This window comes from Pelorhabdus rhamnosifermentans (assembly GCF_018835585.1).
GTDB lineage: Bacteria > Bacillota > Negativicutes > UMGS1260 > UMGS1260 > Pelorhabdus > Pelorhabdus rhamnosifermentans.
This window is the reverse complement of the sequence record NZ_JAHGVE010000015.1, coordinates 71,318-94,480: the sequence shown is the minus strand read 5'-3', so window position 1 is coordinate 94,480 and position 23,163 is coordinate 71,318. Positions and strand designations below refer to the sequence as shown.

The following is a 23,163-nucleotide window of genomic DNA, read 5'->3' as shown; positions in this document are numbered from 1 at the left end:
AATAAAACAGTCGGCAAGATCCCCCATAAAAGGCTTTTGCCGACAAAATTCCCAAATTCCTCCCGTTGTATGATAATATACTAGGAGGGATTTCGTTCAAATGTTTAATTTGGAGTTTCACTAAACAATAGCATTAAATATGACTTCAACTGTAGTTCCTTCACCTTCCTGACTATGAATATTTATTAATGCGGAATGATCCTCGGCAATTCTATAGCATACAGCTAATCCTAGACCTGTTCCTTGCGATTTAGTCGACACAAAGGGAGTTCCAAGCTTCTCTAAAATACTTTTAGAAATACCATAACCCCTATCACTTACTGCCAAAACGGGGGTTTCATTCCTTATAAATGTTTTGATTGTTACAGTACCATCATCCGCAGATGCCTCAATTGAATTGATAACTAGATTTAAAAGTAATTGTATAAATCTTTTTTCATCTAATAATAATCGTGGAATATGTTCAAGTTCAAGTTTAATATCAATATTTTTAATCATGCCCTTTGCCTGAAGCAAAGGCATGATTTTTTTTATGATTCGATTTAAATCCAATACCTTTAAGTCTACGATACGATTTTTTGACAAAGAAAGAAATTCAGTAATAATCTCATTAGCCCGGTCTAATTCTTCAATCATAACATCAAAATCACCACTATATTTCTTTAATTCGATTTTATTAGAAAAATACTGTAAAAATCCTCTAACAGTAGTAAGCGGATTTCTAATTTCATGACCAATACTGGCTGCCATTTCGCCAATTAAATTAAGTCTATCTAAACGAGCCATTTCTGTTTTCTGTACTGCTATCATATCAGCAATTGTCCTGGTTAGATCCATCACTTCATCGATTTTACTCGTCATGACATGATTAACGCTTTTATCTAATTTTACTTGATCTACCCTGACCCGTTTAGCCGAATTAGCTATTTCTTGCATGGCCTGTGCTATTTCATCAAGACTGTGACTCAATAATGTTGACTTTGCGGCTAATTTCCTTTGATTATATCTTGCCATCGACATATTGTTAGCAACGATAAAAAGTATATTTGCAGCAGCCTCAACACTCGCTTTAGTTAAGTGACGAATTTCGCCTAATGCTTCAATGTAGCCAGCTTCATCAACTCCAATTTCATGGGCAATTTTACAGTACTTCTTTTCATTTGGAATATTGGTAAGTACTTGACCTCCTAATATGGTTCCGATCTGCTGCCCTTCTAATATAATGGGAGCGGCAAAGTCAATAAGTCCCGCATGACATTCATACACGACAGGTCTTCCGAGAAGTGCTGCCTTTTTCCCACCCTGCTGGTGTGATTCTGCACATCTCTTATCTCCACAGGCTGTTGAATGAATATAATTCATACAAAATCGAGTATAGCTACTTGGATGAGTCACTGGGTGTCCCTCAAGATCAACAGTAACACTGGCCACCCCGACTGCTTTAGCAAAATCATCTTGTAACCGCTGTATAAATTCAATATCAATAACGTCCGATAATTGAATATTATTCAAGTCCACTTCGGTTTCAACATTTGCTTGAATACAGTTTTTTATTGAAGATAGTTCTCTATCCATGTAATTCCACTCTCTTAGTCTAGAATTATAAATATTAATAGCTAACTTTCGCTATTTATTTCTGTTTCCCTCCATTTTTACCAAGTTTAAACAGATTTTTCACTGTTCAGCATCGATTCATCATAAAAAAAACGCCTGCTTGTCATTCATCTGCGCTTGAAGATAGCTTAGAATATACCGTTTTAATATTATCATAGGGAATCATTCCTAACTTGCCGGAGAGAGCACTGACAATATCACTAGGTGCATCCATAACAATGCTAATAACTGAAATATTACGTTTAGCGTAGGGAATTCCCATTCTACCTACAATGTATTCTCCGTATTCGTGAAGAATTTCGTTAAGTTTTCTGACAGAATCCGTATTTTCAACGACAATTCCAATGAGGGCAATTCTAGTTTCCATAAAATAACTCCTTTCTCTTCAATGTAAAAATCCTTGTACCCAAATAGGCACAAGGATAGAAATGTCAATAATAAAATGGGAACATACACGCAATATGCTCCTCCATGTATTACACCTATTCTCTCGCCTTCTCATTTGGGACAACCCCTCATGTATTCAGAACGATTACTTTGTTTATCACTTACTCATGGTTTGCTGCAAGAAAGAATGGGGATCACTCAATCTCAAACAGCTCACCAACAATATATATATTTTAGCATAAATCCAGACAAAAAAACAAAGCTTATTTCCTGGTTTTAACGTTTGGAATGTTTTCTTTCAGAATTCTATCTACGGGTCATTGCTAGAAATTCGGTTCTGGCTCGCGTCGGCTTACGCAAAGCTCCCCTGGCAACTGCTCCCTGCACCGGCAGTACAACCGAAACAGTGATCACCCGTCTTAATTGTCAAACCCACCAAGTCCCTGGCCGTTACGCTATCGATGGTGCCAGAAGTGGAAGCAGGCACCTGGAGCATCTGATTGAAGTCACAGTCAAACAGCCTGCCTTTCCAATCCACGTTTATCTGCTTTCGACACATGACCTTCTCCAAGTTTTTAGCATTAAAATTGCTGATAAGCAAATCCATGTAATCATCAAGCAATTCCTTGTTCACCAAATCGGTGCGGAACCGACCAATCGGCATATTTGTTATTGTAAAAAGAGTGTCAAACGTAATGCCAAAATCATTGCCCAGATTTTCTTTGTAAGCAACCTCCAGTTCACTCTGAGGACCGGGTAGACAGTCACCGCCAGGATTATACACCAGACTCAGTTTCAGTTCGGGTTTTCCAGTGCCATAGCCGAGACTATTCAATTGCTTCAGAACTTCAATGTTGGCGGAATATACGCCCTTGCCACGCTGGGCGGTAACATTACTCTCCGTATAGCAGGGCATAGAAGCGACAATTTCCACCCCGTTCGCAGCAAAAAACTCTGGCAGATGACTATACGCCGAATCCTGCAAAATTGCCAGATTAGATCGCACTATGATCCGCTTGACAGATTTTATTTGCCGAAGACTACTGATAAAATGCGTCAAATGACGATTCATTTCCGGCGAACCGCCAGTAATATCCACGTCAATTTCCCCGGCGCTTTGAGCAAATCGCAGACAATCCTCCACAACCGCCAGACTCATCGTCTCCTGACGGCCAGGCCCGGCTTCCACGTGACAATGAAGGCACTGCAGGTTGCACAAATAGCCCATATTCACCTGTATGCAATCAATGGTATCCCTTATCAGCGATTGCTTTGCCTTGTCAACATACTCCTGAAACTTGTTCATGATTTTCTTCACTCCTATTTTTTTTAATGCGTTCTCTTTAGAGCATTGACCAATTTACTGTTTATTGCTGATGCGCTTGTTAATTTTACTTGCCGCCGAACAGCGCTAATGGGCCTTCCACTATTTCCCGACCGACTTCTTGAAATGCTTCCCGCCGTATGGCCACGGTCCCGCCTATCACCGTATTTGCTTTCTATCCCGTGGATTAGAACCAGACTCCGCCCACAACAAGTTTACGCCCGCCATAGCAAAATTTACGAAATCTCCGCCGCAATGACCGACCACGCTATAACCCATGGCAAGTTTAATCGCCGCAGTAATGGAAGCTTGCTAAGTATCTCCCATTACACTACTCCTTCCTTAAATTCATAAATCTACTAATAAACGTTAAACGAGGTCGCTCATCCGCAAGGCCTTCCTTCAAGGTTGCCGCGTTTATTTTGACGAGTTCCACATTCAGTCCATTCTTCTTGAAAATATCGTTTTCATAAGCAATAAAAATCGACGCTTCACATTGGCACTGTTTTATTCAGTTTTTGCTTTGGTTACGCAAATTTAAACTCAGATACCCGATGCCTTCAGCCCTGCGACCTGAGAACGTTGGACCGAAACGAACGAATATTGCATCGTCCCAATCATAAATCTCCCTCAAGACGAAGCATGGCAGATGGCAGCTTTTCAACATCAAAATCCGCACTAACCCCGTTAATCGCCATTTTTTTCCTCCTTAAATCATTATACAACAAAAATTCTGTCGATTGCAAGTTATAATTAATTTGCAATCGACAGAAAAACGAAACTGCAGCAGTACAGTTTCGTTTTGCACACCCAATTCAAGATAATTCTTAGTTATAAAAATACATTGCACATCTTAGCTTCTAGTAAAATAGTTGGAGGCTTTTGGTACAACCGATCATTGGTCTTTACCTTCTTGATGGACTCTTAACAAATTCGAGGGAGTTGCTCACCTACTGGCATATCTAGCAACCTAACTCCGCCAATTAAGCTACGCACACCGACCTGTCCCGCAGGGGAGGCAGTCACTTTACCAATGACCTGAGCCGCTCTTCCGTATTTATGTGCTTTCATAATTGCCAGTACTTCTGCGCTAAATTGAGATTCAACAAAAATCAACATTTTTCCCTCATTGGCGAGATACAATGGATCAAAACCCATTATTTCACAGACCGCTACAACCTCAGGCCGGATCGGAATGGCCGTTTCTTCGACAATAATACCAACCCCGGCCTGCATAGCAATTTCATTGAGTGTTGCGGCCAATCCACCCCTGGTGGGATCTCTAAGCACCGCGACTTGGGGCACCGCCGCCAGGATCTCTTTTACCAACCCATTCAAAGGTGCGCAGTCGCTGGTAATCGTTTGCGGCAAGCTCAGATCGTGCCTCCCTGCCATAACAGCTATCGAATGATCGCCAACACAACCGCTGAGAATAATATCCTGTTCCGGACGAACCTTCGATGGGGATATATCGGTCCCTTCTATGACAGAACCAATTCCCGCTGTATTTATATAGATTCCGTCAACTGCGCCTTTTCCCACGACCTTGGTGTCGCCGGTGACGATAAGAACTCCCGCTTCCTCCGCTGCCACCCGCATCGACTCGACAATCCGGGAAAGATCGGCAAAAGGAAAACCTTCTTCGATAATAAACCCGGCGGAAATATAACTGGGAATGGCACCCGTCATCGACAAATCATTTACTGTGCCACACACTGCCAATTTGCCGATGTCGCCACCGGCAAAAAACAACGGTTTGACAACATAGGAATCAGTGGTGAAGGCCAGCCTAGCCCCTTGAATAGTAACTTTGGCACCATCATGCAATTCATTGAGTACCTCATTGTCGAAAGCAGGCACCATCACCTTTGCCACCAGTTCCTGGCTTAGTTTACCTCCACTACCATGCGCTAGTTGAATTCTTTCATTTTTCACTTCTGCCACCTCCAGGCTCCGTATTTGTACCAAGCCGCACAAGTTCCTTCTACTGATACCATGCACGACCCCACCGGATGTTCAGGAACACATGTCTTACCGAATAGCAGGCAGTCGGCGGGCTTGACTAATCCGCGCAAAACCTCGCCGCAACGGCAGGCCGCATCTTCGCAGGTATTTTCCACTTGAACTGGCAAACGGACTCTAACGTCAAAGCGGCGATACTTACTATTTACTCTCAGCCCCGACCCCTGCATAACCCCTATTCCCCGCCAAGTCGCATCGGCTTCCTCGTATACTTGAGCCAGCACCTGTCGCGCCACCTGATTGCCACCGGGCTTGACTACGCGGCTGTATTGATTTTCCACCACAGCTGTACCTGTATGGATCTGCTTAACCAGCATATAGACCGACTGTAAAATATCCAACGGCTCAAATCCGGCAATAATGGCGGGCACATGATATTCCCGCTCCAAAAAATGATAAGGCTGTTCACCGATGATGGCACTAACGTGACCTGGCAATAAAAAACCGTCTACCTTCACCTTCCTATCTGCCATTAGAGCGCGCAAAGCCGGTGGCACCAGTTTATGCGCGGAAAGCACATAAAAATTGTCTAGGCCTAGCTTCTCAGCAGTCAACACAGTGGCAGCGGCAGTCGGTGCCGTTGCTTCAAATCCGATGGCCAGAAAAATAATCTTTTTTCCTGGATTGCTAGCAGCAATATCCAGGCTTTCCAGCGGTGAATAAACAATTCGAACGTCGGCTCCAACCGCTTTTTCCGCTCTCAAACTAGAAGATGACCCAGGTACCCGCAGCATATCACCGAAAGTGGTAATGATTACGTCGTCACAGCGGCTATAGGCAATAGCCGTATCAAGATAATCATTGGGAGTGACACATACCGGACAACCCGGCCCGCTGACCAACTCCACTTGAGATGGTAATAGCTGACGGATGCCTGCTCTGAAAATCGCCACAGTGTGCGTACCACATACTTCCATTATACGCACTGGTTGCTTGACAAGCCGATCAATTTCCTTTACAAGAACTGCGGCGGCTTGGCGTATTTCATCACCTTGATTATTAGGCAAGCTCGGTCAGCTCCTTCAAAAGTTCCATGGTACGCTTTGCTTCTTCCTCTTCTACCGTCTGGATGGCAAAGCCAGCATGAACGAGCACAAAATCACCGACTTGAGCATCTGGCAAAAGCATCAAGCTGACTTTGCGAGTTATACCACCTACTTCTACCGTCGCGAGCCTATCTATTTTACCGATCAATTTTGCTGGTATCGCCAAACACATCTTTATCTGCTCCTTTCGATTGCGACTGCCGCCTGACCAAGAGCCAGTCCGCCATCATTCGGTGGCACATGGCGGTTGAGCAATACGGTAAAATTCCCTTCCAGCATGCTCATTACTTGCCGCAAAAGGGTCATATTCTGAAAAACGCCGCCACTTAAAGCAACTTTTCTAATTCCTGTTATCTTACTTAAACGCTGGGTCATGTCGACTATCGCCACCGCCATTGTCGTGTGAAACGCCGCCGCCAGTTCGGCTTGCCTAGCTCCCCTCATCACAGCTTCAACAACTGCGATAAACGTCGGCCTAAAATCCAACTCGTATATATTTCCTGGCATAATGGTGTAGGGCAGAACAAATCCCTTGGTGCCAGCCGCAGCCATTTCCAGTTCAATCGCCGCTTGACCTTCGTAATTGATATGAGTCCGGATGCCAAGGAGAGCGGCCGCAATGTCAAACAAGCGCCCGGCACCCGACGTGAGCGGAGCATTGATTCCTTTCGACGCTGCCTGAATCACAAATTGCCAATTATCCGGTAAGAGGGGTATCAGCGGGATATCCATATTGACAAATTCAGTGCCATACAGTTTATTGAGCATCCAGGCTGCCATTCGCCATGGCTCTTTAATGGCCATACTCCCACCAGGTAGCGGCAAGTAACGGCATTGTGCCATTCGAGTAAATTCTCGGCAATCGGCTAGTAGGAATTCGCCGCCCCAAAGATGACCGTCGCTCCCGTAGCCTGTCCCATCGAAAGCAATGCCAATGACCTGTTCGTTCAGTCCATGCTCGGCCAACACACTGGCAATATGGGCATGATGATGTTGTACGGTAATCCTTGGCAAATTCAAACTCTCTGCATATTTAGTGGACAAGTATTCAGGGTGAAAGTCACAGGCCACTACTTCCGGGCGGATTTCAAAAAGACGTTGGTAATGTTTGATGGCTGCGGTGTAGGCTCCGAAAGTTGCCATGTTTTCCAGATCGCCTATATGAGTACTGACAAAAGCCGTATTTCCTTTTGTCAGACAAAAAGTATTTTTTAATTCACCACCAGCAGCTAATACTGGCGGTCCTTGCCACGCCATACGGATAGGCGCAGGAGCCAATCCCCGGCCACGGCGCAAAATATAAGGCTTATTTTGGAAAATCCGAGCTACTGAATCATCGGACCGGCAATGAATACTTCGATTATGAATCAGAAAATAGTCAGCAATCCCGGCCAATCTGCCAATAGCATCGTCATCCGTATAGGCAATCGGCTCCTCACTTGTATTACCACTGGTCATCACCCAGACATCCCCGGGATCAAATAACAGCCAGTGGACAGGTGCATATGGCAGCAGTACCCCGAGATAGGCATTGCCCGGTGCTACGGTCTCAGCCAGACCGTACTCCGTCCCCTTAGCCAGCAAAACAATAGGCCGGACAGCACCTGTAAGCAATTGTTCTTCTGCCTCTGCCACCAGGCAATGCCGCCGAACAGTCTCCAGGCTACCGCACATTACGGCAAAAGGTTTTTCCTCCCGGACCTTGCGGTTTCTTAATGCAGAAACTGCTTTGTCATTCGTAGCATCGCAAACCAGATGATAACCACCAATTCCCTTGACTGCTAGAATAGCACCGTCATTTATCAGACGACGCGCCGCGAGCAGTGGATCGCCCTCTAGCTCTCGGGCCTGTTGGGTAAGCAACCGATAAGACGGACCGCAAATTGGACAAGCATTAGGCTGAGCGTGAAAACGTCGATTATTCGGATCGTTATACTCGGCCTGACAAGCCGGGCACATAGTGAATTCACCCATAGTGGTACGCATCCGGTCATAAGGAACATCGGTAATAATGGAGTAGCGCGGCCCACAATTAGTGCAATTGGTAAAAGCATAGCCAAACCGTCTGTTGTTAGGATCGGCTATTTCTCGACGGCAGTCAGAACAGGTAGCAATGTCAGGCGATACGAACGTCGACCGAGCGGCTGACATCCTGCTCGGTTTGATTTCAAATAATGTTTCGCTCCGAGCTGGCTGTGGCATCACGATCATATCTGTAATAACCGCCTGGGCTGGCGCCTCAATCTTCAAGCTTGCCACAAAATCATCCAGCGCGCCAGAGTCTCCTTCAACTTCGACCTGTACCCCGCTAGCATCGTTTAGCACCCAACCGCCTAATTTATACCGTTGCGCTAGGTTATAAACAAAGGGACGGAAACCTACCCCTTGAACGATACCTGTAATACTAATCTGTATCCGTTTCATCGGCCACTCCCATTACGTTGCTCATTGGTGAATAGCATGAGTCCCTTTCCACCAATTCCACTTGCCATTCCTTAAGCTGGGCGATAACTGCAGTCACCGTTTTATCTACCATCCCCGCGACAATCGGAGTAAGCTCCAAACCCGGTTCAAATACTGCCGTCGCCGCCTCTACCCCGATGACTACTACTTCAGCTATTGGTTCACCCAATACCTCCAGCACAGCCAGCACATCTTTTATTCCGAGTTCATGTAAAGAAACCTTATCTCGAAAATATGCTTTTACTTCATTACCAGCAAATCGGTAAAAAGTCCCTGGCGGCCTACCACCACTAATTGCGTCAACTACCAATAATTTTGTAGTCCCAGTAATAAACCGCAATAAATCCATGCCAAGTGTACCGCCATCAAGAACCTGTACGGCATCCGAAAATTGATAACGCCGATGGAGTTTTTCAATGATTCTAACGCCAAATCCTTCATCTTGTAATAAAATGTTTCCAATGCCCAGCACCGTTATTGTTGCAGCCATTTTATCTCCTATTCCCCATCCAATTATTATTTGCCACGACCGACAAAATCGACGACTGCGTGTAGTGCCTCCCGCACATCATCATCAAGCGAGCTTGGTATACTCTGACGCGCGAGTTCTAAATATTGGCTCATCCGTTGATAAGTATATTCAACAGCGCTAGTCTCATGAATTATGTTCATGCATTGTTGTAATTTTGAGTCAGACATGTCTTTGGCAAGAATTAGCTTTTGTAACTCATCCTGCCGTGGACTTGTTCGCAGGACATAAATAACAGGAAGAGTCAAGACCCCTTGGCGTAAATCGTTACCAACTGGTTTCCCAATTTGTTCCTCCGATGCGGTAATATCTAAGATATCATCTGTAATCTGATAGGCCATTCCGACAGCATAGCCGTATTGATGCAGTGCCTTCACCGTAGTAGTATCTAACTGGGCTGCCATTGCGCCTAATTCACAGCTAACCGCAATAAAACAAGCTGTTTTTTGGGCAATCCGCTTCAGGTAATCCGCTTCAGTTCGATACGGATTGAATTTATCCCGAATCTGGCTGACTTCCCCTTCGCATATCGCGCAGATGACATCAGAGAGAACTTTAAGAGCTTGCGCATTTGCCTCGGCAATAAGTGAAAAAGCTTTAGCAAAAAGATAATCGCCGGCTAATACTGAAGCGTGGTTCCCCCAACGGGCATTTGCCGTTGATACTCCTCGCCGAACTGCAGCATTGTCGAGAATATCGTCATGTACCAAAGTAGCCATATGAATTAATTCAATGGCTACAGCAACCGGCATTTTTTCCGATAAAATTTTCCGACTATTCCGTGCGCATAAAAAATATAAGCCGGGCCGTAAACATTTGCCACCGGCCAAAAATAAATGACTACCCATATCGGTCACTAAATCGTCCTGAGATCGTATTGCAGAAGCAAGCTCCGTTTTGATTGCCATCAGTTCGTTTTGTACCAAATCAAATATGGTGGATCGTTTCACAAAATCACCCCATAAATTAGAAAAATTGGCTACGCCAGCCTTTGTTAAGCCTTAGGTGTACTTATGCTAAAATCAGCTGCTAATAATACACTGCCATTGATGTCAATCTGCATTGCGGCCATTATTTACACCCAATACGTCCTGCCTTTTTATTTATCACTTGCTGCTTTATCCATTCGTACCAACCATTCAGCCCTTCACCACTACGACAGGAGGCGACAACCAAACCGATTTTCGGATTGATGCTTAAAATATCCTCTGTTGCTGCCGCCATATCAAAACTGGTATAGGGCAACAGATCTATTTTATTTAAAACGGCAATACTGGCTTGTTTAAACATTAGCGGATATTTTAGCGGTTTGTCCTCTCCTTCTGTAATGCTTAAAACCATGGCTTTGACGTCTTCTCCAATATTAAATTCAGCGGGACATATTAAATTACCGACATTTTCAATAATAATCAGATCAAGAGTAGCTAAAGCCAGTTTATCCAGAACTCCTTTAACCATAGTCGCATCCAAGTGGCAGCCACCACTGGTATTAATCTGGACCACTGGTACCCCATACCGGGCGATACGGTCAGCATCTTTCGATGTAAAAAGGTCACCCTCAATTACTGCCATGCGAATATCGCCTTTTAATGTCATAATCGTTTGCTCAAGCAACGATGTCTTACCTGAACCAGGCGATCCTAACAAATTTAGTACGAAGATACCGTGGGAGGAAAAGATTGCGTTGATTTCGGCAGCGATTTTGTCGTTTTTACTAAGAATATTTTCCATAACTTGAATTTCCACTAGTCCACCTCCAAATACTCCACTTGAAGTTCCCGACCAGAAATGATTTTCACGTTGGCCGATCCGCAGGCTGAGCATAGAAACCTGTAGCGTTCAATAACGAATTTCCTGCCGCAGTCTTGGCAGTACACAACAAGTGGTACAATCTTGATTTTAAGCTCCGCTTTTGCCGCTATCGTGCCTTCTGCCAGTGCACTAAAACAAAAGCGCATCGCTTCAGGCTCAACTTCGGTCATTTGCCCGACTAGAAGTTTAATGGTTATCACCTTTTTCGCGTCAGACTGAGCGGCGTTATCCAACGTAATATCTAGAATGCCTTGAGCAATAGCCATTTCATGCATGTTTTCCCCCTGAGTGTTCAACATGATCACCGGGCTCTTTTTCCACAGATTTACCCTCAATATTGACAGGTTCTTGGGAGCTAGTGTCCATTTCCCGGCGAAATTCTCTCAAACCCTTACCCAATGCCTTGCCTACTTCAGGAAGTTTGCCCGGTCCAAAGACAATTAGAGCGATTACTAGTACCATTGCTAATTCCGGCATACTAAAATTAAGCATTGACCTACACCTACCTTCCTAATGCTTCATTATAATTACACCTTATAATTACACCTTAAAATAACAATCAGCGTAATCTCCATAGGTATTAATCAAATTGGTCCCGACTTGGATACATATTCCGCTAAATAACGTTAATAAAAATAAGCCGATAGCAAAGACTCTCCATCCAGGCAAGTGCAGCGCCTAATGCAATGTATAATGATGCTGTAAAAGGCCAGGGACGCATAGCCAAAAAAGATTATGTTTGACGGGGAATGTTTTGTAGCCACCTTAGCTCTTGTATCATTTCACCCCAAAATAAACTGCCACAATTCCACCCGTTAGATTATCTCGACCTACATCTTTAAATCCACTCTCTTGTAACATTCGCACTACTTCCTGTTGGTCCGGAAAAAAACGCAGCGATTCCGGAAGCCACTGGTACGCACCTTTAACTTTCGCAAAAGCTTGTCCTAGTACTGGTAGAATTCTTTCAAAATAGAAAAAATAAAGGCTTCTAAACACTGGCATACTGGGTTTCCCCAATTCCAAGATAACAAGCCTACCACCAGGCTTTAATACTCTGTAAATTTCACTTATCACACGAGGTATGTCCGCTACATTTCTCATGCCAAAACCAATGGTACAACAGTCAAAAGAATGATCCGTAAACGGCAACTCCAAAACATTGGCTTCTACAAACATGACATTGTCGACATACATTGTCTTTGAAATATTTTCACGGGCAATCTGTAACATATTCGCACAGAAATCTACACCGATCACACTCCCCCCCGCTCCTACTGCTTTGATTAATTCGAGAGTCAATTTACCAGTGCCACAGCACAAGTCGAGGGTCTTTCCACCCGTTGGAACTTTGGCTTTGGTAACGGCATAGCGCCGCCAAAAGCCATCCAATTTAATACTTAAAATTGAATTTAGCCAGTCATAACGGCAAGCGATTGCGGAAAAGATTCCATGTACAAATTGTTCTTTTTCTTTTGCATTCAGTACCGATGGTCTATCTATTTTTTTTATCATACTTTTCTTGACAGCTCACTTTTTTCACTTTGGGGCGAACGCCGCTCTCCACTGTAAATTACTATTTTCTTCATGTATTCTCCACATTCAGATGACGGCCTGCAGACCGCGCGTCGCTAACATAGCAGTGATTTCAGCAAGAGCAGTCCGAACTGGATCGTAATCAATGGTCGTCTGTCCATCGTGGACATGAATGTGGACATGATAAACTCCTGGTAATCCTAAAAGACTCTTCTCGACTTCCTTTACGTTGGTACTGTCATAACCCTTAACACAAAACTTGATTTGGGTATTCCCGACGGAACAACCGCATGTCTTACACATAAGAAATACCTCCTGTTTTTGAGATTCGAAACTTGTAAATCTATTCTGTGATAGATTTTTTTGATTGGCTGGTATGCTCCTCTTCATTCTCCTGTATTTCCCCTATATCTACAGGCACATGAGGCAAAAACTTTACTCCAGAAAACATACTAGAAATTTCCCCTTCACCATCCATGAAATCGGCCCGGATAGCCATATATACGTGAATAATGGCAAATATAATAATCAGCCAAGCTACATAATGGTGGACCAAATGGACAATATACTCATTCCCAAAAAGGCTGTTAATTGACCCAAAAATTTTTGCTCCAAAACCATTGGGATCAACCATGAAATACATGGCAAAACCAGTAACTACTTCAATAGCAACCAGAATATAAAGACCTAAATAGGACATGCGGGCCAAGGGATTACGCAAATACGGCTTATGGAAAGGCTGAATCAGTAGATAGTGAAGGGCAGTATCAATCGTCCACTGCCAGTGGGATTTAGTCCAAAAGCGAGGTAGCAGACGATCCCCTTTATTAATTATGTAACCGTAGATCCTCAATATAAACGATCCGACAAAAATATACGACGTAATGAAATGGATATTACGAATTGCATTCAGCGAAAATCGTGGGTCTGCAAATGTTGGCTCAATACCGAGATTTCCGCCAGTCAAGGGTTTAGCAATATACAAGCCCGTGAAAAAAAGAATGATAATACTTATAACCATTATCCAGTGGAAAATTCTCAAAAATGGGCTATAAACGTAATATGCTTTCAAATGACCCTCATTCATCGCTAGCCTCCCCCTTAATCCTTAAAATAAGGATCTGTGTGTACGATACTCAATTCCTTGCCTTCAGCGTCATAAAGATGCGTAGCACAAGCGCTGCATGGATCGAAGGAATGGATAACTTTCAACACTTCCAAAGGCTTATCGGTAATTTTAACTTTAGTGTCCATCATACCAGCTTCGTAAGCACCGTACCCAGCCTTACTGTCCCTTGGACAGGCATTCCAAGTAGTGGGAACCACCGCTTGGTAATAAACAATTTTACCATCCTTTATAACAACCCAGTGGCTAAGAGCACCGCGCGGCGCTTCGAGCAAACCAACTCCTTTGGCGTCTTTCGGCCAAGTGGCTGGATCCCATTTAGCGGTATTCGCCACTGCAGTATCGCCATTACGGATATTTTTGACCAGTTTATCAAAGTAGTATTTGTTGATATAGGCATTGAGTTGCGCATCTAGGCCGCGTGCCGCAGTGCGTCCCACCATGGTCGGCAACCATACCTCCGGTGCCAGTTTGAAAACCTTGGAGACAGCTTCGAGCTGATCGACGACCATTTTTTCGGCCCAAGTCGGTTCGATCAGGCCCTTTTTAACCTTGGTGTAGATGATGATATAGCGAGCCAGTGGACCGACTTCGGCCATTTTACCACGCCATTTCGGAGTTTTTATCCAAGAATATTTACCTTCTTCATTAAGAAATTTCCATTGAACTTTGCTGCCTTCCTTGGGTCCGGTGTACTCTGGGTTGGTGACACCGTCCCATGGATGAATGTCTGCACCATTTTCAGGATAAGTATACCAAGAGTGCTCCACTCCTTCATTTAAAACAGCCGGATCAACTAAATTTTTCTCATCAATATCGTAGTATATAGCGCTGTCCACACCTTTTCCAAAGTCTTCTACCACACCATTGCAACGTAGCAGCAGTTTCTTATGGAAATCACCGTTGGAAATACCGGTATAAGGTTCATCAGGAAAATCGCCGAACCCGAGCACTCTTTCTTTGGCCAAACCACCGCCATCAACATAACCTTTCTGGACATACCTGTGACCAATTGCCAGAAGGTCAGGCAGGTAAAAATAATTGATCAGGTTGATTGCCAAACTAATTGACGTATCAACCACTGCTAAACGCTCGCTGTTGACTGAGGCGTTCATATCATTCATGGAAATGGAGCAGGGCATACCACCTACAATATAGTGTGGATGTGGATTCTTTCCACCGAAGATGACATGTGCTCCAAGAAGTTCTCGTTGCCGATCCAGCATGTTAAGGTAATGGGCAACTGCCATGAGATGTACTTCCGGAGACAATATGGCATAATCGGGATGATCCCACCATTGAGCAGCAAAGATGCCGAGTTGGCCACTTTCGACGACCTTTTTAACCTTTTCTTGTACCGTCTTAAAATAAAGCGTAGTCGCCTTCGGAAAATCCTTGGGATAGGCATCAAAATCGAAATTCATTGGCCCCGCAAATGGTAATCGGTATTTTTCCAGCACTATGTTTTGCAAAACCGCAGTAGCCGACGGATCCGCTTTGAGGGCTTCGACTGGACTCACCCAATCAAGCGCATGCAGGTGATAGAAGTGAACTAAATGGTCCTGCGCCGTTTGGGTAGCAGACATAATATTACGAATATAATTGGCGTTTTTCGGGATTTCAATTTTCAGAGCGTCTTCCACGGCCCGAAGTGACCCCAAGGCGTGAACAGTGGTACACACACCGCAGATCCGTTGGACGAAAGCCCATGCATCACGTGGGTCACGGTCTTTCATAATCAATTCAATACCGCGCCAAGCAGTGCCGCTTGACAAGGCGTCCTGCACTTTGCCTGTCGCCTCATCCACTTTTATTTCCACCCGTAAATGCCCTTCAATGCGGGTTACGGGATCCACTACAACGCGCTTCATGATTGCAGCCTCCTTGCATTATCTTCTTGGGCCTTAACCGTTCGCTTGTGTTTCTGCACAACCGACAAAGCGCCGTGCGCTGCCACGCCAGCAATAGCTGCTCCGGTTGCAATCACGCCGATCTTGTCAGCATCAGCGATAGCATCCGGCACAGGAATATTGGGCAAACGCTGATAAAATGAGTCGTTATCCCAGAAATTCTTGCTGCTACAGCCAATACAACCATGACCGGACTGGATAGGATAGGATAGACCGTTCCACCAACGCATATTGCCACAAGAGTTATATGCTTCGGGTCCACGACAACCCACTTTGTATAGACACCAGCCAGCCTTAGCACCGGCATCATCAAATTTTTCCACAAACATACCCGCATCAAAAAACGGACGACGATAACAAGTATCGTGAATTCGATTGCCAAAAAACTGTTTTGGGCGTCCCTCGCTGTCAAGGGGCGGAATTTGTCCGAACAGAGCGTAGTGCATCACGACTCCGGTCATGACCTCCGGAACGGGAGGACAGCCTGGCACCTTGATGAGCGGCTTTCCACTAATTACGTCGCTTACGGAAACGGATTTTGTAGGATTCGGTTTTGCTGCCTGAATCCCACCCCAGGCAGCGCAGGATCCGTATTCGATGATCGCGGCAGCTCCTTTAGCCGCTTCTTTAAGCACTGTAACAAAGGGTCTACCTCCTACCATGCAGTGAATACCGTCTTGAGCGAGGGGAACGCCACCTTCTACTGCTAAAATATATTGCCCGTCGTACTGCTCCATTACCTCTTCCAGATGCTGCTCAAAGGGCTCACCTGCGGCTGCAGACAAGGTATCGCTGTACTCCAGAGCAACCATATTGAATATTACATCAGACACCAAAGGTGACTGCGACCTGATAAACGACTCATCGCATCCAGTACACTCATGACCATGCAGCCAAATAACTACTGGCAAAGCATTTTTCTCTGCAGCTTCGATAACTTCCGGCAACATTGTCACAGACATTCCTAACATTCCTGTAATAGTTACACATGCTTTCAGAAAAGACCTACGACTCATTTCCCGTTTTTGGAATAGGCTCCACAACGAATCTCTATTCTTCATATGCCATCCTCCCTTACAATTAAATTTTTAGATATGATGTACTGCGCCATATTTTCCCTTGACTGCATTGATCGGGCATACATTCTTATAGGCATCATATATAATCAGCAAACAAGCAGATTATATTTATGTTATTGAGTAAAATCTTCCATATATTGCTTGATGACACCAGTTATTCCTGTGATATCTTCCAATGGATAACAAGGAACCCCTACCTGCCAGTCAACATCACTGGCAATAGCCAGAAGTTCATCAGGCCTACACAATAATTCTTGATGTACTGTTGAACGAAAAACCTCTATTTTCGGCTTATCCCCTCGCTTAAATCCTTCCGTAAGAATCAGATCAACCCCTGAAATCATGGCAATCATTTCATCAAGGCTTTTTTCAGTTGTCACTTTTTCGATCATCGCCATTTTGTGCGGTGAAGAAATGGCCACAACATCAGCGCCGGCCTGAGCTAGCCGCCAGGTATCCTTACCAGGCTGATCCATAGTGAACTGATGAGCATCGTGTTTAATTACAGCTAACCTGATTCCATCTATTTTTAACTTCCGAATAACTTTTTCCAATAACGTGGTCTTGCCTGTTCCTGATTTTGCTACGATGGATATCACTGGGATCAGTCGACAATTCATCTTTTTGCCTCCTTTTTCATACTAACCCAATATAAACTGCCTATCCTATCACTGCTTTGCGACTGAATCTTTCGCTAATTACTAAAAAAACCTACTAAGCGTTTTTGCAGTTGACGACCCCATTCACCTGTCACCATATGCCCTAATTCAAATAGATTCATTTTTAATAAGCCCACGGGCAATTCAAGTTCGCGTTTATCACATACGGTGGATAAATTAGCCCTATCAACCTCTGCTTTAATAGCTTGCAGCAAACTTTCCCGTTTTGCTGCATCTGTTTCCTGCATAATTTGATCAATTTGCTCACTTAGTGCAATCGCTCTTTTAATGCGTTGCTCCACATTCTGCGCTTGCTTTTTTGAAATCAGCTCATACCGGGCCTTGAGCCGGTTCATTCGCAATCCGGCTTCGTACGTTGCCGCCACAATCGTATCACGATCCATCCACTTCGTTTCATAATTTAGGACATATTTCCAGCTAGGCTGAATAAGCGCTTCCCGGTGATCATCAATCGTGTGTCGCAAAAGTTTAAACCCAAACGCTTCCGGATTGGCAAACACTTCACTTCCCGGATCCAAAAATGGTGCAAACGGTGAAATAAAAGGAAATAGCCGTGGCTTTTGCCCATAAACATTAAATTCTTTCATTAAATAAGCGCAGTAATCAATCGTTTCCATCACCGACTGATACGTCTGCTTCGGCAACCCAATCATAAAAAATAAATCAAACCGGCCACAACCAGCATCAAGCGCCCGCTTAATGGTCAGTTCAAGCTCCTCATTGGAATAATGTCGGCCAAATGCAGTTCGTACAATTTCATCATGCGATTCAGGCGACATTTCAAGGATAAATTCAGGAACCGCAGCAGATAACTGCCTAAAAAATTCAGCAGGTGCCGGTTTAAATACTTCGAGCAGCATTTTTCTGGTAGAACCTTTAATCAGTGAAAAAAATTTTTGCACATATTCTGGGCCACCGAAACAAATATCGCCAAGAATGAACACCGGCCCGCGACTCCAGCGAGACATGTTACGCACATCGCGCGCAAGATTTTCCGGCGACCGGAACGCCGGCCTGTCACGCTTACACATCGTTTTCATCGCTGTCACCGACCCACCGCAAGTCCGGCAGGCACATGCACAACCCCGGCAGCTTAACGCCGCCATAATTGGATAGCGCCCCCACTCTTTGAAAGGCAATGCACCAAATAAATCCAGGTTTCTAACTACAGAGCGCACGACATAGGAATAGTCGAGCGTTAGATCGTCCAGTTCCGCCGGACAATAGTCCTGGTCATTCACCTGGATTCGACCGTCCGAATCTTTCCAAGTCAAATTCGAAATTTGTCGGAGCCGAGCCGAATCAACTGTTCCCTCAACCAAATAACGCATCAATTGATACATCGGTTCTTCCGTCGAATCGCCGCGCACCACATAGTCTACTTCCGGCCGAGCTATCAGTTCTTCATGAAAATAAGTAGCAGAAAAGCCCCCAAAAATCACTGGAATATCCGGATGATATTTTTTTACCAACCATGCCACTTCAATAGCACCATGAACATGGGGCATCCAATGCAGATCAATTCCAAACGCCTTGGGATGAAGCTTAGCAATCGCACTGGGAACGTCATAGTTTTTGCTCTGCATCATGCGTACTGCCAAATTCAAAATCCGAACCCGTATACCCCGTTGTTCCAGATAAGCCGCTAAAGTTGTAAATCCAATGGGATACATCTCAAAAACAGGAGTAGAAGGGACCAAATCGCTGATTGGACCATATAAAATTGATTTTTCACGAAAATCATACACACTAGGCGCATGCAAAAAGACTAAATGATTTTTCATTAACTAATGAACTCCTTAGCCAAAGCCAAATCTGCTGGCGTATTCAAATTAAAAAAAAGCTTGTTTAAATCGCCAAATTTGACTAATTTCTCGCCATGCACTTTATAAACTCTGACCCGCTCATACAAATACTGCACTTTTCTCATATCCGAGCGCAGGCACGCTTCAATTGGCTCAATACAGCGTTTGGAATAAACTGCACAAAGCGGTTCCAATTTTCCATCAAATTCCGGCACAACAACATCGTAATTTTGCTTACTCTGCAACAAATAACACAGTAAGTCCGCAGTCAAAAATGGCATATCCCCGGAAACGACGAGGGAATTCTCATATTTAGCCATAAGCAGTCCCGCATGAATTCCTCCCAGTGGCCCCATTTCCGGATAAATATCGACAACCTCCGTCACCCCAGGCAAATCATACTTATTCGTATTGTTACTAGCAATCACAAGATCATCGCTCACTTCACCAAGCACCCTAACTGTTCGCTCAATCAGCGTCTCCCTGTTCGCTTTCAGCAAGGTTTTATCCCGCCCCATACGTGAACTGTGGCCACCCGCCAAAATAATTCCGCTTGCTTTCATCATAGCAACAGAGCGCTTACTTTTTGACCGCAGACAAGTGGCCCACTTCCGGCTGGCACATCAACAAGCACATCGCAGCCGATCATTGATTTCAAAACCCCATTCGTCTGCTTTCCAGTTAATTGAATCTTACTGCCAACGTATTCCCTTTTCAGTCTTCCCCGTAGAAACCGTCTTTGCGGACTTGATTTCTCAAACGGATCGTCCAAAACTGCTTCCAGTGTAAGCGGCATAACCTGCCGTAACCCCATCATTTTTTTTATGACCGGAACTACCAGCAAATCAAACGTAATAAAGGCCGCCGCGGGATTTCCGGATAATCCAATGAGCAGCTTATGATCTTTTTTCGCAGCCATCATCGGCGATCCTGGTTTCATCTTTACCCGCCGAAAAATTACATCTGCGTCAATATGCTGCAATGCTTTCGGCACAAGATCAAAATCCCCCACAGAAACTCCGCCTGTAGTGATCACTATATCAGCTTCGGTCAAAGCTTTACGCAATTTTGTCGCAGTTTTTTCCAGCTCATCGCCTACAATCCCCCCATAAATTGGCTCAGCTCCCAATTCAAAGCAGCGTGCCCCTAAACTATGCAAATTGCTATTATGGATTTTCCCGGGACTGAGGGCTTCTCCGGGATTTACCAGTTCATCGCCGGTACTGAAAATAGCAATTTTCACTTTATTATAAACGGGAATTTGTTCTGCACCAATCGCCGCCAATAGTCCGACAAGCGGCGGTGTAATCAATTCACCCGGCTGGACGATGACTTCCCCGTTGACCACATCTTCGCCAGCTAAAACCACATTGCTTCCTGACTGAAGCTGCTCTGACACAAATAAATCGTTTTCCTCTCGTTTGACCGCTTCATATTTAATAACCACATCGGCTCCAGCTGGCATCGGTGCTCCAGTCATCAATTTAATTGCCGTGCCCGGCGTCACTTTCTTTTTAGCGGCAAATCCGGCCCGGATTTCTTCGATCACGTTTAACTTCACTGGATGCTCGGGCGTTGCTCCTTGTGTGTCGGCCGCTTTCAAGGCATAGCCATCGAGTGGCGACCGATCAAAAGGCGGTACATTTTCCATCGAGCAAATTTTCCGGCTCACCACCCGACCGTTTGCTTGCAATAAACTAACCACGCCTGTATCAACTACCGTCACCTGATCTAATAGCAACGATTGAGCTTCTTCCATTGAAACGCCGCTTTTCATTTGCTGTTTTCCCCCTTTTACCTATGCTCCTGTACCAAACGAACAGACAGGATAATGACAAACTTCACATTTCAGGCATAACCCGCCCAGGCCCAATTTCACAACCATAGGCCGCGTAACCGTCTGCCCCGACAAAACGAGCGGCAGCACAAGGTCAAAAACCGTCGTTTTATTGTACATGACACAACCGGGAAGTCCAAGAATCGGCACAGTTCCTAAATAGGCAACCATCAGCATCGCCCCCGGCAATACCGGGGCACCGTAAGTAACGATTGTCGCCCCGGCCTGTTTAATGCCGGTGGGAGTTACATCATCGGGATCGACCGACATGCCTCCAGTAGTTAAAAGCAGTTCCGCCCCACGATGAATGAGCGTCTGAACTGCTTGAGCAATTTGCGCTGCATCATCGGGAACAATGATCTGCTCTAGCACCTGACAACCATAATGCTCCACCTTTTTTTTGACAACTGGGCCAAACTGATCTTGAATCCGCCCATGATACACTTCACTGCCAGTCGTAATGATACCAACCCGATAAGAATGAAACGGCTTAACTAAAACGATCGGATTTTTCCGTCCAATTTGTTCGGCCTGCAATAATTTTTCTTCCTCAATAACCAGCGGAACCGCTCTGACTCCGGCAATAATATCCCCTTTTTGAACTGGACGATTGTTGCTGCGGGTAGCAACAATCAGTTCTTCAATCATATTCACCTCAAGTAATGACTCTTCATCAATCATACACAAACCGTCCTGAGCGGCTACTAGGTTTACCTTGCCTTCTTTCGGCTCACTCAGGACGAGGCCCGTCCCAGCGACGGCTTGTGCCAGCCGAATCCCGGCTTCATTTTCATGTACTTTTCCCGCTTCCATTTTCCACACGTAAATATGCTCTTTTCCCAATTTCAACAGTTCTGGGATATCTTCTTCCGTAATGATATGCCCTTTCTTAAAAGCTCTTCCCTTATATTCACCTGGAATAATTTTCGTAATATCATGACACAAAACATTGCCTACAGCTTCTTCAACATTAACGACTTCCACCCTGGCTCATCTCTTTCCCAATGTTTATTGACTTTACCCTATGATTTCAATTTTATCGCCAGCCTGAACCCAACCAGATGTAAGCACCTTGGTAAAAATTCCTTCCCGCGGCATAATACAATCACCGGTTTTCTGCCTGATCGCACAACCAGCATGACATTCTTTACCAATTTGCGTCACTTTCATCAAGGTCTCACCGACCTTTAGTCGGGTCCCGACTGGCAGTTCGAATAAAATAATTCCCTCGGTTGTCAAATTTTCGGCAAAACTTCCTGTCGCCAATTTTCCAAGTCCCATTTCTTCCATTTTATGAATGCTTTCATTTCCCAACAAACTAACCTGCCTATGCCACTTGCCAGCATGAGCATCCCCTTTTAATCCCCATTCCACAGCAAAATAGCCTTTCTCAATCGCATGCTTCTGTTCGCCTTTTTTTTCGCTGATATTTACAGCAAGTACTTTTGCCATTTTGGCCACCCCTTTATCACGCTATTTCGCTATTTTCGTATCAACCTTGGCCACATTCTGTGGCTGTCCCCCGCAAAATATCTAATGCATGATCCAATGCCGGCAAAACCGCTTCCAGTGACTCGCGCACACCTTTGACGCTGCCCGGTAAATTAATAATTAACGTCTTGCCCCGAATCCCAGCAACCGCCCGCGACAGCATCGCCTTCGGCGTTTTTTGCAGCCCACAATAACGTATAGCTTCCGAAATTCCTGGTGCCGCCTTTTCAATCACCGCCAAGGTCGCATCAGGAGTCACATCCCGACTGGAAAAACCGGTTCCCCCTGAAGTCATTAATAGTTCCAATGATAAATCATCGCAAACATGACAAATTTTTGCCTGAATCAATTCTTTTTCGTCCGGGATCATTTCATAGTACTCCACTGCAAAATTAGCTCCCAAAGACTCGCGAATTTGCTGACCGCTCCTGTCTTCCCGCTCCCCGCGTGCTCCCTTGTCACTCATAATCAAAATTCCGACCTTATGCATCCGATCATTTCC

At 44.8% G+C, this 23,163-nt stretch carries 24 protein-coding genes; all 24 read right to left on the bottom strand.

Features of this window, described 5'->3' with window-relative positions:
• Positions 1-120: 120 nt before the first annotated feature.
• Entirely contained in the window at positions 121-1,575 is a 1,455-nt protein-coding gene (locus Ga0466249_RS16950) for a PocR ligand-binding domain-containing protein (protein WP_215830667.1), read from the bottom strand.
• Between the two features lie 142 nt (positions 1,576-1,717).
• The gene (locus Ga0466249_RS16945; RefSeq protein WP_215830666.1) at positions 1,718-1,981 is read right to left on the bottom strand and encodes a TM1266 family iron-only hydrogenase system putative regulator; all 264 of its coding nucleotides are present in this window, start codon (positions 1,979-1,981) and stop codon (positions 1,718-1,720) included.
• Between the two features lie 372 nt (positions 1,982-2,353).
• Positions 2,354-3,307 (bottom strand): arsenosugar biosynthesis radical SAM (seleno)protein ArsS, encoded by a 954-nt coding sequence (arsS, locus tag Ga0466249_RS16940; protein WP_215830665.1) that lies wholly within the window; start codon positions 3,305-3,307, stop codon positions 2,354-2,356.
• 942 nt (positions 3,308-4,249) lie between these two features.
• Positions 4,250-5,260 (bottom strand): hydrogenase expression/formation protein HypE, encoded by a 1,011-nt coding sequence (gene hypE / locus Ga0466249_RS16935; protein ID WP_215830664.1) that lies wholly within the window; start codon positions 5,258-5,260, stop codon positions 4,250-4,252.
• A complete protein-coding gene (hypD, locus tag Ga0466249_RS16930; protein WP_215830663.1) occupies positions 5,257-6,354 on the bottom strand; it encodes a hydrogenase formation protein HypD in 1,098 nt (365 codons plus the stop codon). The genes hypE and hypD overlap by 4 nt, the downstream gene beginning before the upstream one ends.
• Complete coding sequence (locus Ga0466249_RS16925; protein ID WP_215830662.1) at positions 6,347-6,565, bottom strand: HypC/HybG/HupF family hydrogenase formation chaperone; 219 nt, start codon at positions 6,563-6,565, stop codon at positions 6,347-6,349. Before Ga0466249_RS16925 ends, hypD begins: the two co-directional genes overlap by 8 nt.
• 2 nt (positions 6,566-6,567) lie before the next feature.
• On the bottom strand, positions 6,568-8,817 hold the full coding sequence (gene hypF, locus Ga0466249_RS16920) for a carbamoyltransferase HypF (protein WP_215830661.1): 2,250 nt from the start codon (positions 8,815-8,817) through the stop codon (positions 6,568-6,570).
• On the bottom strand, positions 8,798-9,346 hold the full coding sequence (locus Ga0466249_RS16915; RefSeq protein ID WP_215830660.1) for a HyaD/HybD family hydrogenase maturation endopeptidase: 549 nt from the start codon (positions 9,344-9,346) through the stop codon (positions 8,798-8,800). The genes hypF and Ga0466249_RS16915 overlap by 20 nt, the downstream gene beginning before the upstream one ends.
• Positions 9,347-9,372: 26 nt before the next feature.
• A complete protein-coding gene (locus Ga0466249_RS16910) occupies positions 9,373-10,335 on the bottom strand; it encodes a polyprenyl synthetase family protein (protein ID WP_312889790.1) in 963 nt (320 codons plus the stop codon).
• Between the two features lie 121 nt (positions 10,336-10,456).
• Positions 10,457-11,131: a hydrogenase nickel incorporation protein HypB gene (gene hypB, locus Ga0466249_RS16905; protein WP_215830659.1), complete on the bottom strand. Its 675-nt coding sequence runs from the start codon at positions 11,129-11,131 to the stop codon at positions 10,457-10,459.
• Positions 11,131-11,472 carry a hydrogenase maturation nickel metallochaperone HypA gene (gene hypA / locus Ga0466249_RS16900; protein ID WP_215830658.1) on the bottom strand — a complete coding sequence of 114 codons (342 nt, stop codon included), beginning with the start codon at positions 11,470-11,472 and terminating at the stop codon, positions 11,131-11,133. Before hypA ends, hypB begins: the two co-directional genes overlap by 1 nt.
• On the bottom strand, positions 11,465-11,689 hold the full coding sequence (locus Ga0466249_RS16895; protein ID WP_215830657.1) for a Sec-independent protein translocase subunit TatA/TatB: 225 nt from the start codon (positions 11,687-11,689) through the stop codon (positions 11,465-11,467). The genes hypA and Ga0466249_RS16895 overlap by 8 nt, the downstream gene beginning before the upstream one ends.
• A 285-nt stretch (positions 11,690-11,974) precedes the next feature.
• Positions 11,975-12,712: a bifunctional demethylmenaquinone methyltransferase/2-methoxy-6-polyprenyl-1,4-benzoquinol methylase UbiE gene (gene ubiE, locus Ga0466249_RS16890; RefSeq protein ID WP_215830656.1), complete on the bottom strand. Its 738-nt coding sequence runs from the start codon at positions 12,710-12,712 to the stop codon at positions 11,975-11,977.
• Between the two features lie 87 nt (positions 12,713-12,799).
• A complete protein-coding gene (locus tag Ga0466249_RS16885; protein WP_215830655.1) occupies positions 12,800-13,036 on the bottom strand; it encodes a hypothetical protein in 237 nt (78 codons plus the stop codon).
• A 40-nt stretch (positions 13,037-13,076) separates the two neighbouring features.
• A complete protein-coding gene (cybH, locus tag Ga0466249_RS16880; RefSeq protein ID WP_215830654.1) occupies positions 13,077-13,820 on the bottom strand; it encodes a Ni/Fe-hydrogenase, b-type cytochrome subunit in 744 nt (247 codons plus the stop codon).
• A 14-nt stretch (positions 13,821-13,834) separates the two neighbouring features.
• The gene (locus tag Ga0466249_RS16875; RefSeq protein WP_215830653.1) at positions 13,835-15,730 is read right to left on the bottom strand and encodes a nickel-dependent hydrogenase large subunit; all 1,896 of its coding nucleotides are present in this window, start codon (positions 15,728-15,730) and stop codon (positions 13,835-13,837) included.
• Positions 15,727-16,830 carry a hydrogenase small subunit gene (locus tag Ga0466249_RS16870; protein ID WP_215830652.1) on the bottom strand — a complete coding sequence of 368 codons (1,104 nt, stop codon included), beginning with the start codon at positions 16,828-16,830 and terminating at the stop codon, positions 15,727-15,729. The genes Ga0466249_RS16875 and Ga0466249_RS16870 overlap by 4 nt, the downstream gene beginning before the upstream one ends.
• 131 nt (positions 16,831-16,961) lie before the next feature.
• Entirely contained in the window at positions 16,962-17,468 is a 507-nt protein-coding gene (gene mobB, locus Ga0466249_RS16865; protein ID WP_246588813.1) for a molybdopterin-guanine dinucleotide biosynthesis protein B, read from the bottom strand.
• A 74-nt stretch (positions 17,469-17,542) separates the two neighbouring features.
• Entirely contained in the window at positions 17,543-19,312 is a 1,770-nt protein-coding gene (locus Ga0466249_RS16860) for a TIGR04190 family B12-binding domain/radical SAM domain protein (RefSeq protein WP_215830651.1), read from the bottom strand.
• Complete coding sequence (gene mobA, locus Ga0466249_RS16855; RefSeq protein ID WP_215830650.1) at positions 19,312-19,899, bottom strand: molybdenum cofactor guanylyltransferase; 588 nt, start codon at positions 19,897-19,899, stop codon at positions 19,312-19,314. The genes Ga0466249_RS16860 and mobA overlap by 1 nt, the downstream gene beginning before the upstream one ends.
• Complete coding sequence (locus Ga0466249_RS16850; RefSeq protein WP_215830649.1) at positions 19,896-21,110, bottom strand: molybdopterin molybdotransferase MoeA; 1,215 nt, start codon at positions 21,108-21,110, stop codon at positions 19,896-19,898. Before Ga0466249_RS16850 ends, mobA begins: the two co-directional genes overlap by 4 nt.
• A 21-nt stretch (positions 21,111-21,131) precedes the next feature.
• Positions 21,132-22,154, bottom strand: a complete 1,023-nt coding sequence (locus tag Ga0466249_RS16845) for a molybdopterin-binding protein (RefSeq protein ID WP_215830648.1) — start codon at positions 22,152-22,154, stop codon at positions 21,132-21,134.
• Between the two features lie 33 nt (positions 22,155-22,187).
• Positions 22,188-22,622: an MOSC domain-containing protein gene (locus tag Ga0466249_RS16840; RefSeq protein ID WP_215830647.1), complete on the bottom strand. Its 435-nt coding sequence runs from the start codon at positions 22,620-22,622 to the stop codon at positions 22,188-22,190.
• 40 nt (positions 22,623-22,662) lie between these two features.
• Entirely contained in the window at positions 22,663-23,151 is a 489-nt protein-coding gene (locus tag Ga0466249_RS16835; protein WP_215830646.1) for a MogA/MoaB family molybdenum cofactor biosynthesis protein, read from the bottom strand.
• Between the last annotated feature and the right edge of the window lie 12 nt (positions 23,152-23,163).

Excerpts from the sequence above, each read along its gene's own strand:
- cybH (WP_215830654.1), bottom strand. The coding sequence starts at position 13,820 with ATGAATGAGGGTCATTTGAAAGCATATTACGTTTATAGCCCATTTTTG.
- Ga0466249_RS16870 (WP_215830652.1), bottom strand. The coding sequence starts at position 16,830 with ATGAAGAATAGAGATTCGTTGTGGAGCCTATTCCAAAAACGGGAAATG.
- mobB (WP_246588813.1), bottom strand. The coding sequence starts at position 17,468 with ATGAATTGTCGACTGATCCCAGTGATATCCATCGTAGCAAAATCAGGA.
- ubiE (WP_215830656.1), bottom strand. The coding sequence starts at position 12,712 with ATGATAAAAAAAATAGATAGACCATCGGTACTGAATGCAAAAGAAAAA.
- Ga0466249_RS16915 (WP_215830660.1), bottom strand. The coding sequence starts at position 9,346 with ATGGCTGCAACAATAACGGTGCTGGGCATTGGAAACATTTTATTACAA.
- Ga0466249_RS16885 (WP_215830655.1), bottom strand. The coding sequence starts at position 13,036 with ATGTGTAAGACATGCGGTTGTTCCGTCGGGAATACCCAAATCAAGTTT.
- Ga0466249_RS16925 (WP_215830662.1), bottom strand. The coding sequence starts at position 6,565 with ATGTGTTTGGCGATACCAGCAAAATTGATCGGTAAAATAGATAGGCTC.
- Ga0466249_RS16840 (WP_215830647.1), bottom strand. The coding sequence starts at position 22,622 with ATGGCAAAAGTACTTGCTGTAAATATCAGCGAAAAAAAAGGCGAACAG.
- Ga0466249_RS16860 (WP_215830651.1), bottom strand. The coding sequence starts at position 19,312 with ATGAAAAATCATTTAGTCTTTTTGCATGCGCCTAGTGTGTATGATTTT.
- Ga0466249_RS16945 (WP_215830666.1), bottom strand. The coding sequence starts at position 1,981 with ATGGAAACTAGAATTGCCCTCATTGGAATTGTCGTTGAAAATACGGAT.
- hypA (WP_215830658.1), bottom strand. The coding sequence starts at position 11,472 with ATGCATGAAATGGCTATTGCTCAAGGCATTCTAGATATTACGTTGGAT.
- Ga0466249_RS16850 (WP_215830649.1), bottom strand. The coding sequence starts at position 21,110 with ATGAAAAGCGGCGTTTCAATGGAAGAAGCTCAATCGTTGCTATTAGAT.
- Ga0466249_RS16875 (WP_215830653.1), bottom strand. The coding sequence starts at position 15,730 with ATGAAGCGCGTTGTAGTGGATCCCGTAACCCGCATTGAAGGGCATTTA.
- Ga0466249_RS16950 (WP_215830667.1), bottom strand. The coding sequence starts at position 1,575 with ATGGATAGAGAACTATCTTCAATAAAAAACTGTATTCAAGCAAATGTT.
- arsS (WP_215830665.1), bottom strand. The coding sequence starts at position 3,307 with ATGAACAAGTTTCAGGAGTATGTTGACAAGGCAAAGCAATCGCTGATA.
- Ga0466249_RS16895 (WP_215830657.1), bottom strand. The coding sequence starts at position 11,689 with ATGCTTAATTTTAGTATGCCGGAATTAGCAATGGTACTAGTAATCGCT.
- mobA (WP_215830650.1), bottom strand. The coding sequence starts at position 19,899 with ATGATGAAAGCAAGCGGAATTATTTTGGCGGGTGGCCACAGTTCACGT.
- Ga0466249_RS16835 (WP_215830646.1), bottom strand. The coding sequence starts at position 23,151 with ATGCATAAGGTCGGAATTTTGATTATGAGTGACAAGGGAGCACGCGGG.
- hypF (WP_215830661.1), bottom strand. The coding sequence starts at position 8,817 with ATGAAACGGATACAGATTAGTATTACAGGTATCGTTCAAGGGGTAGGT.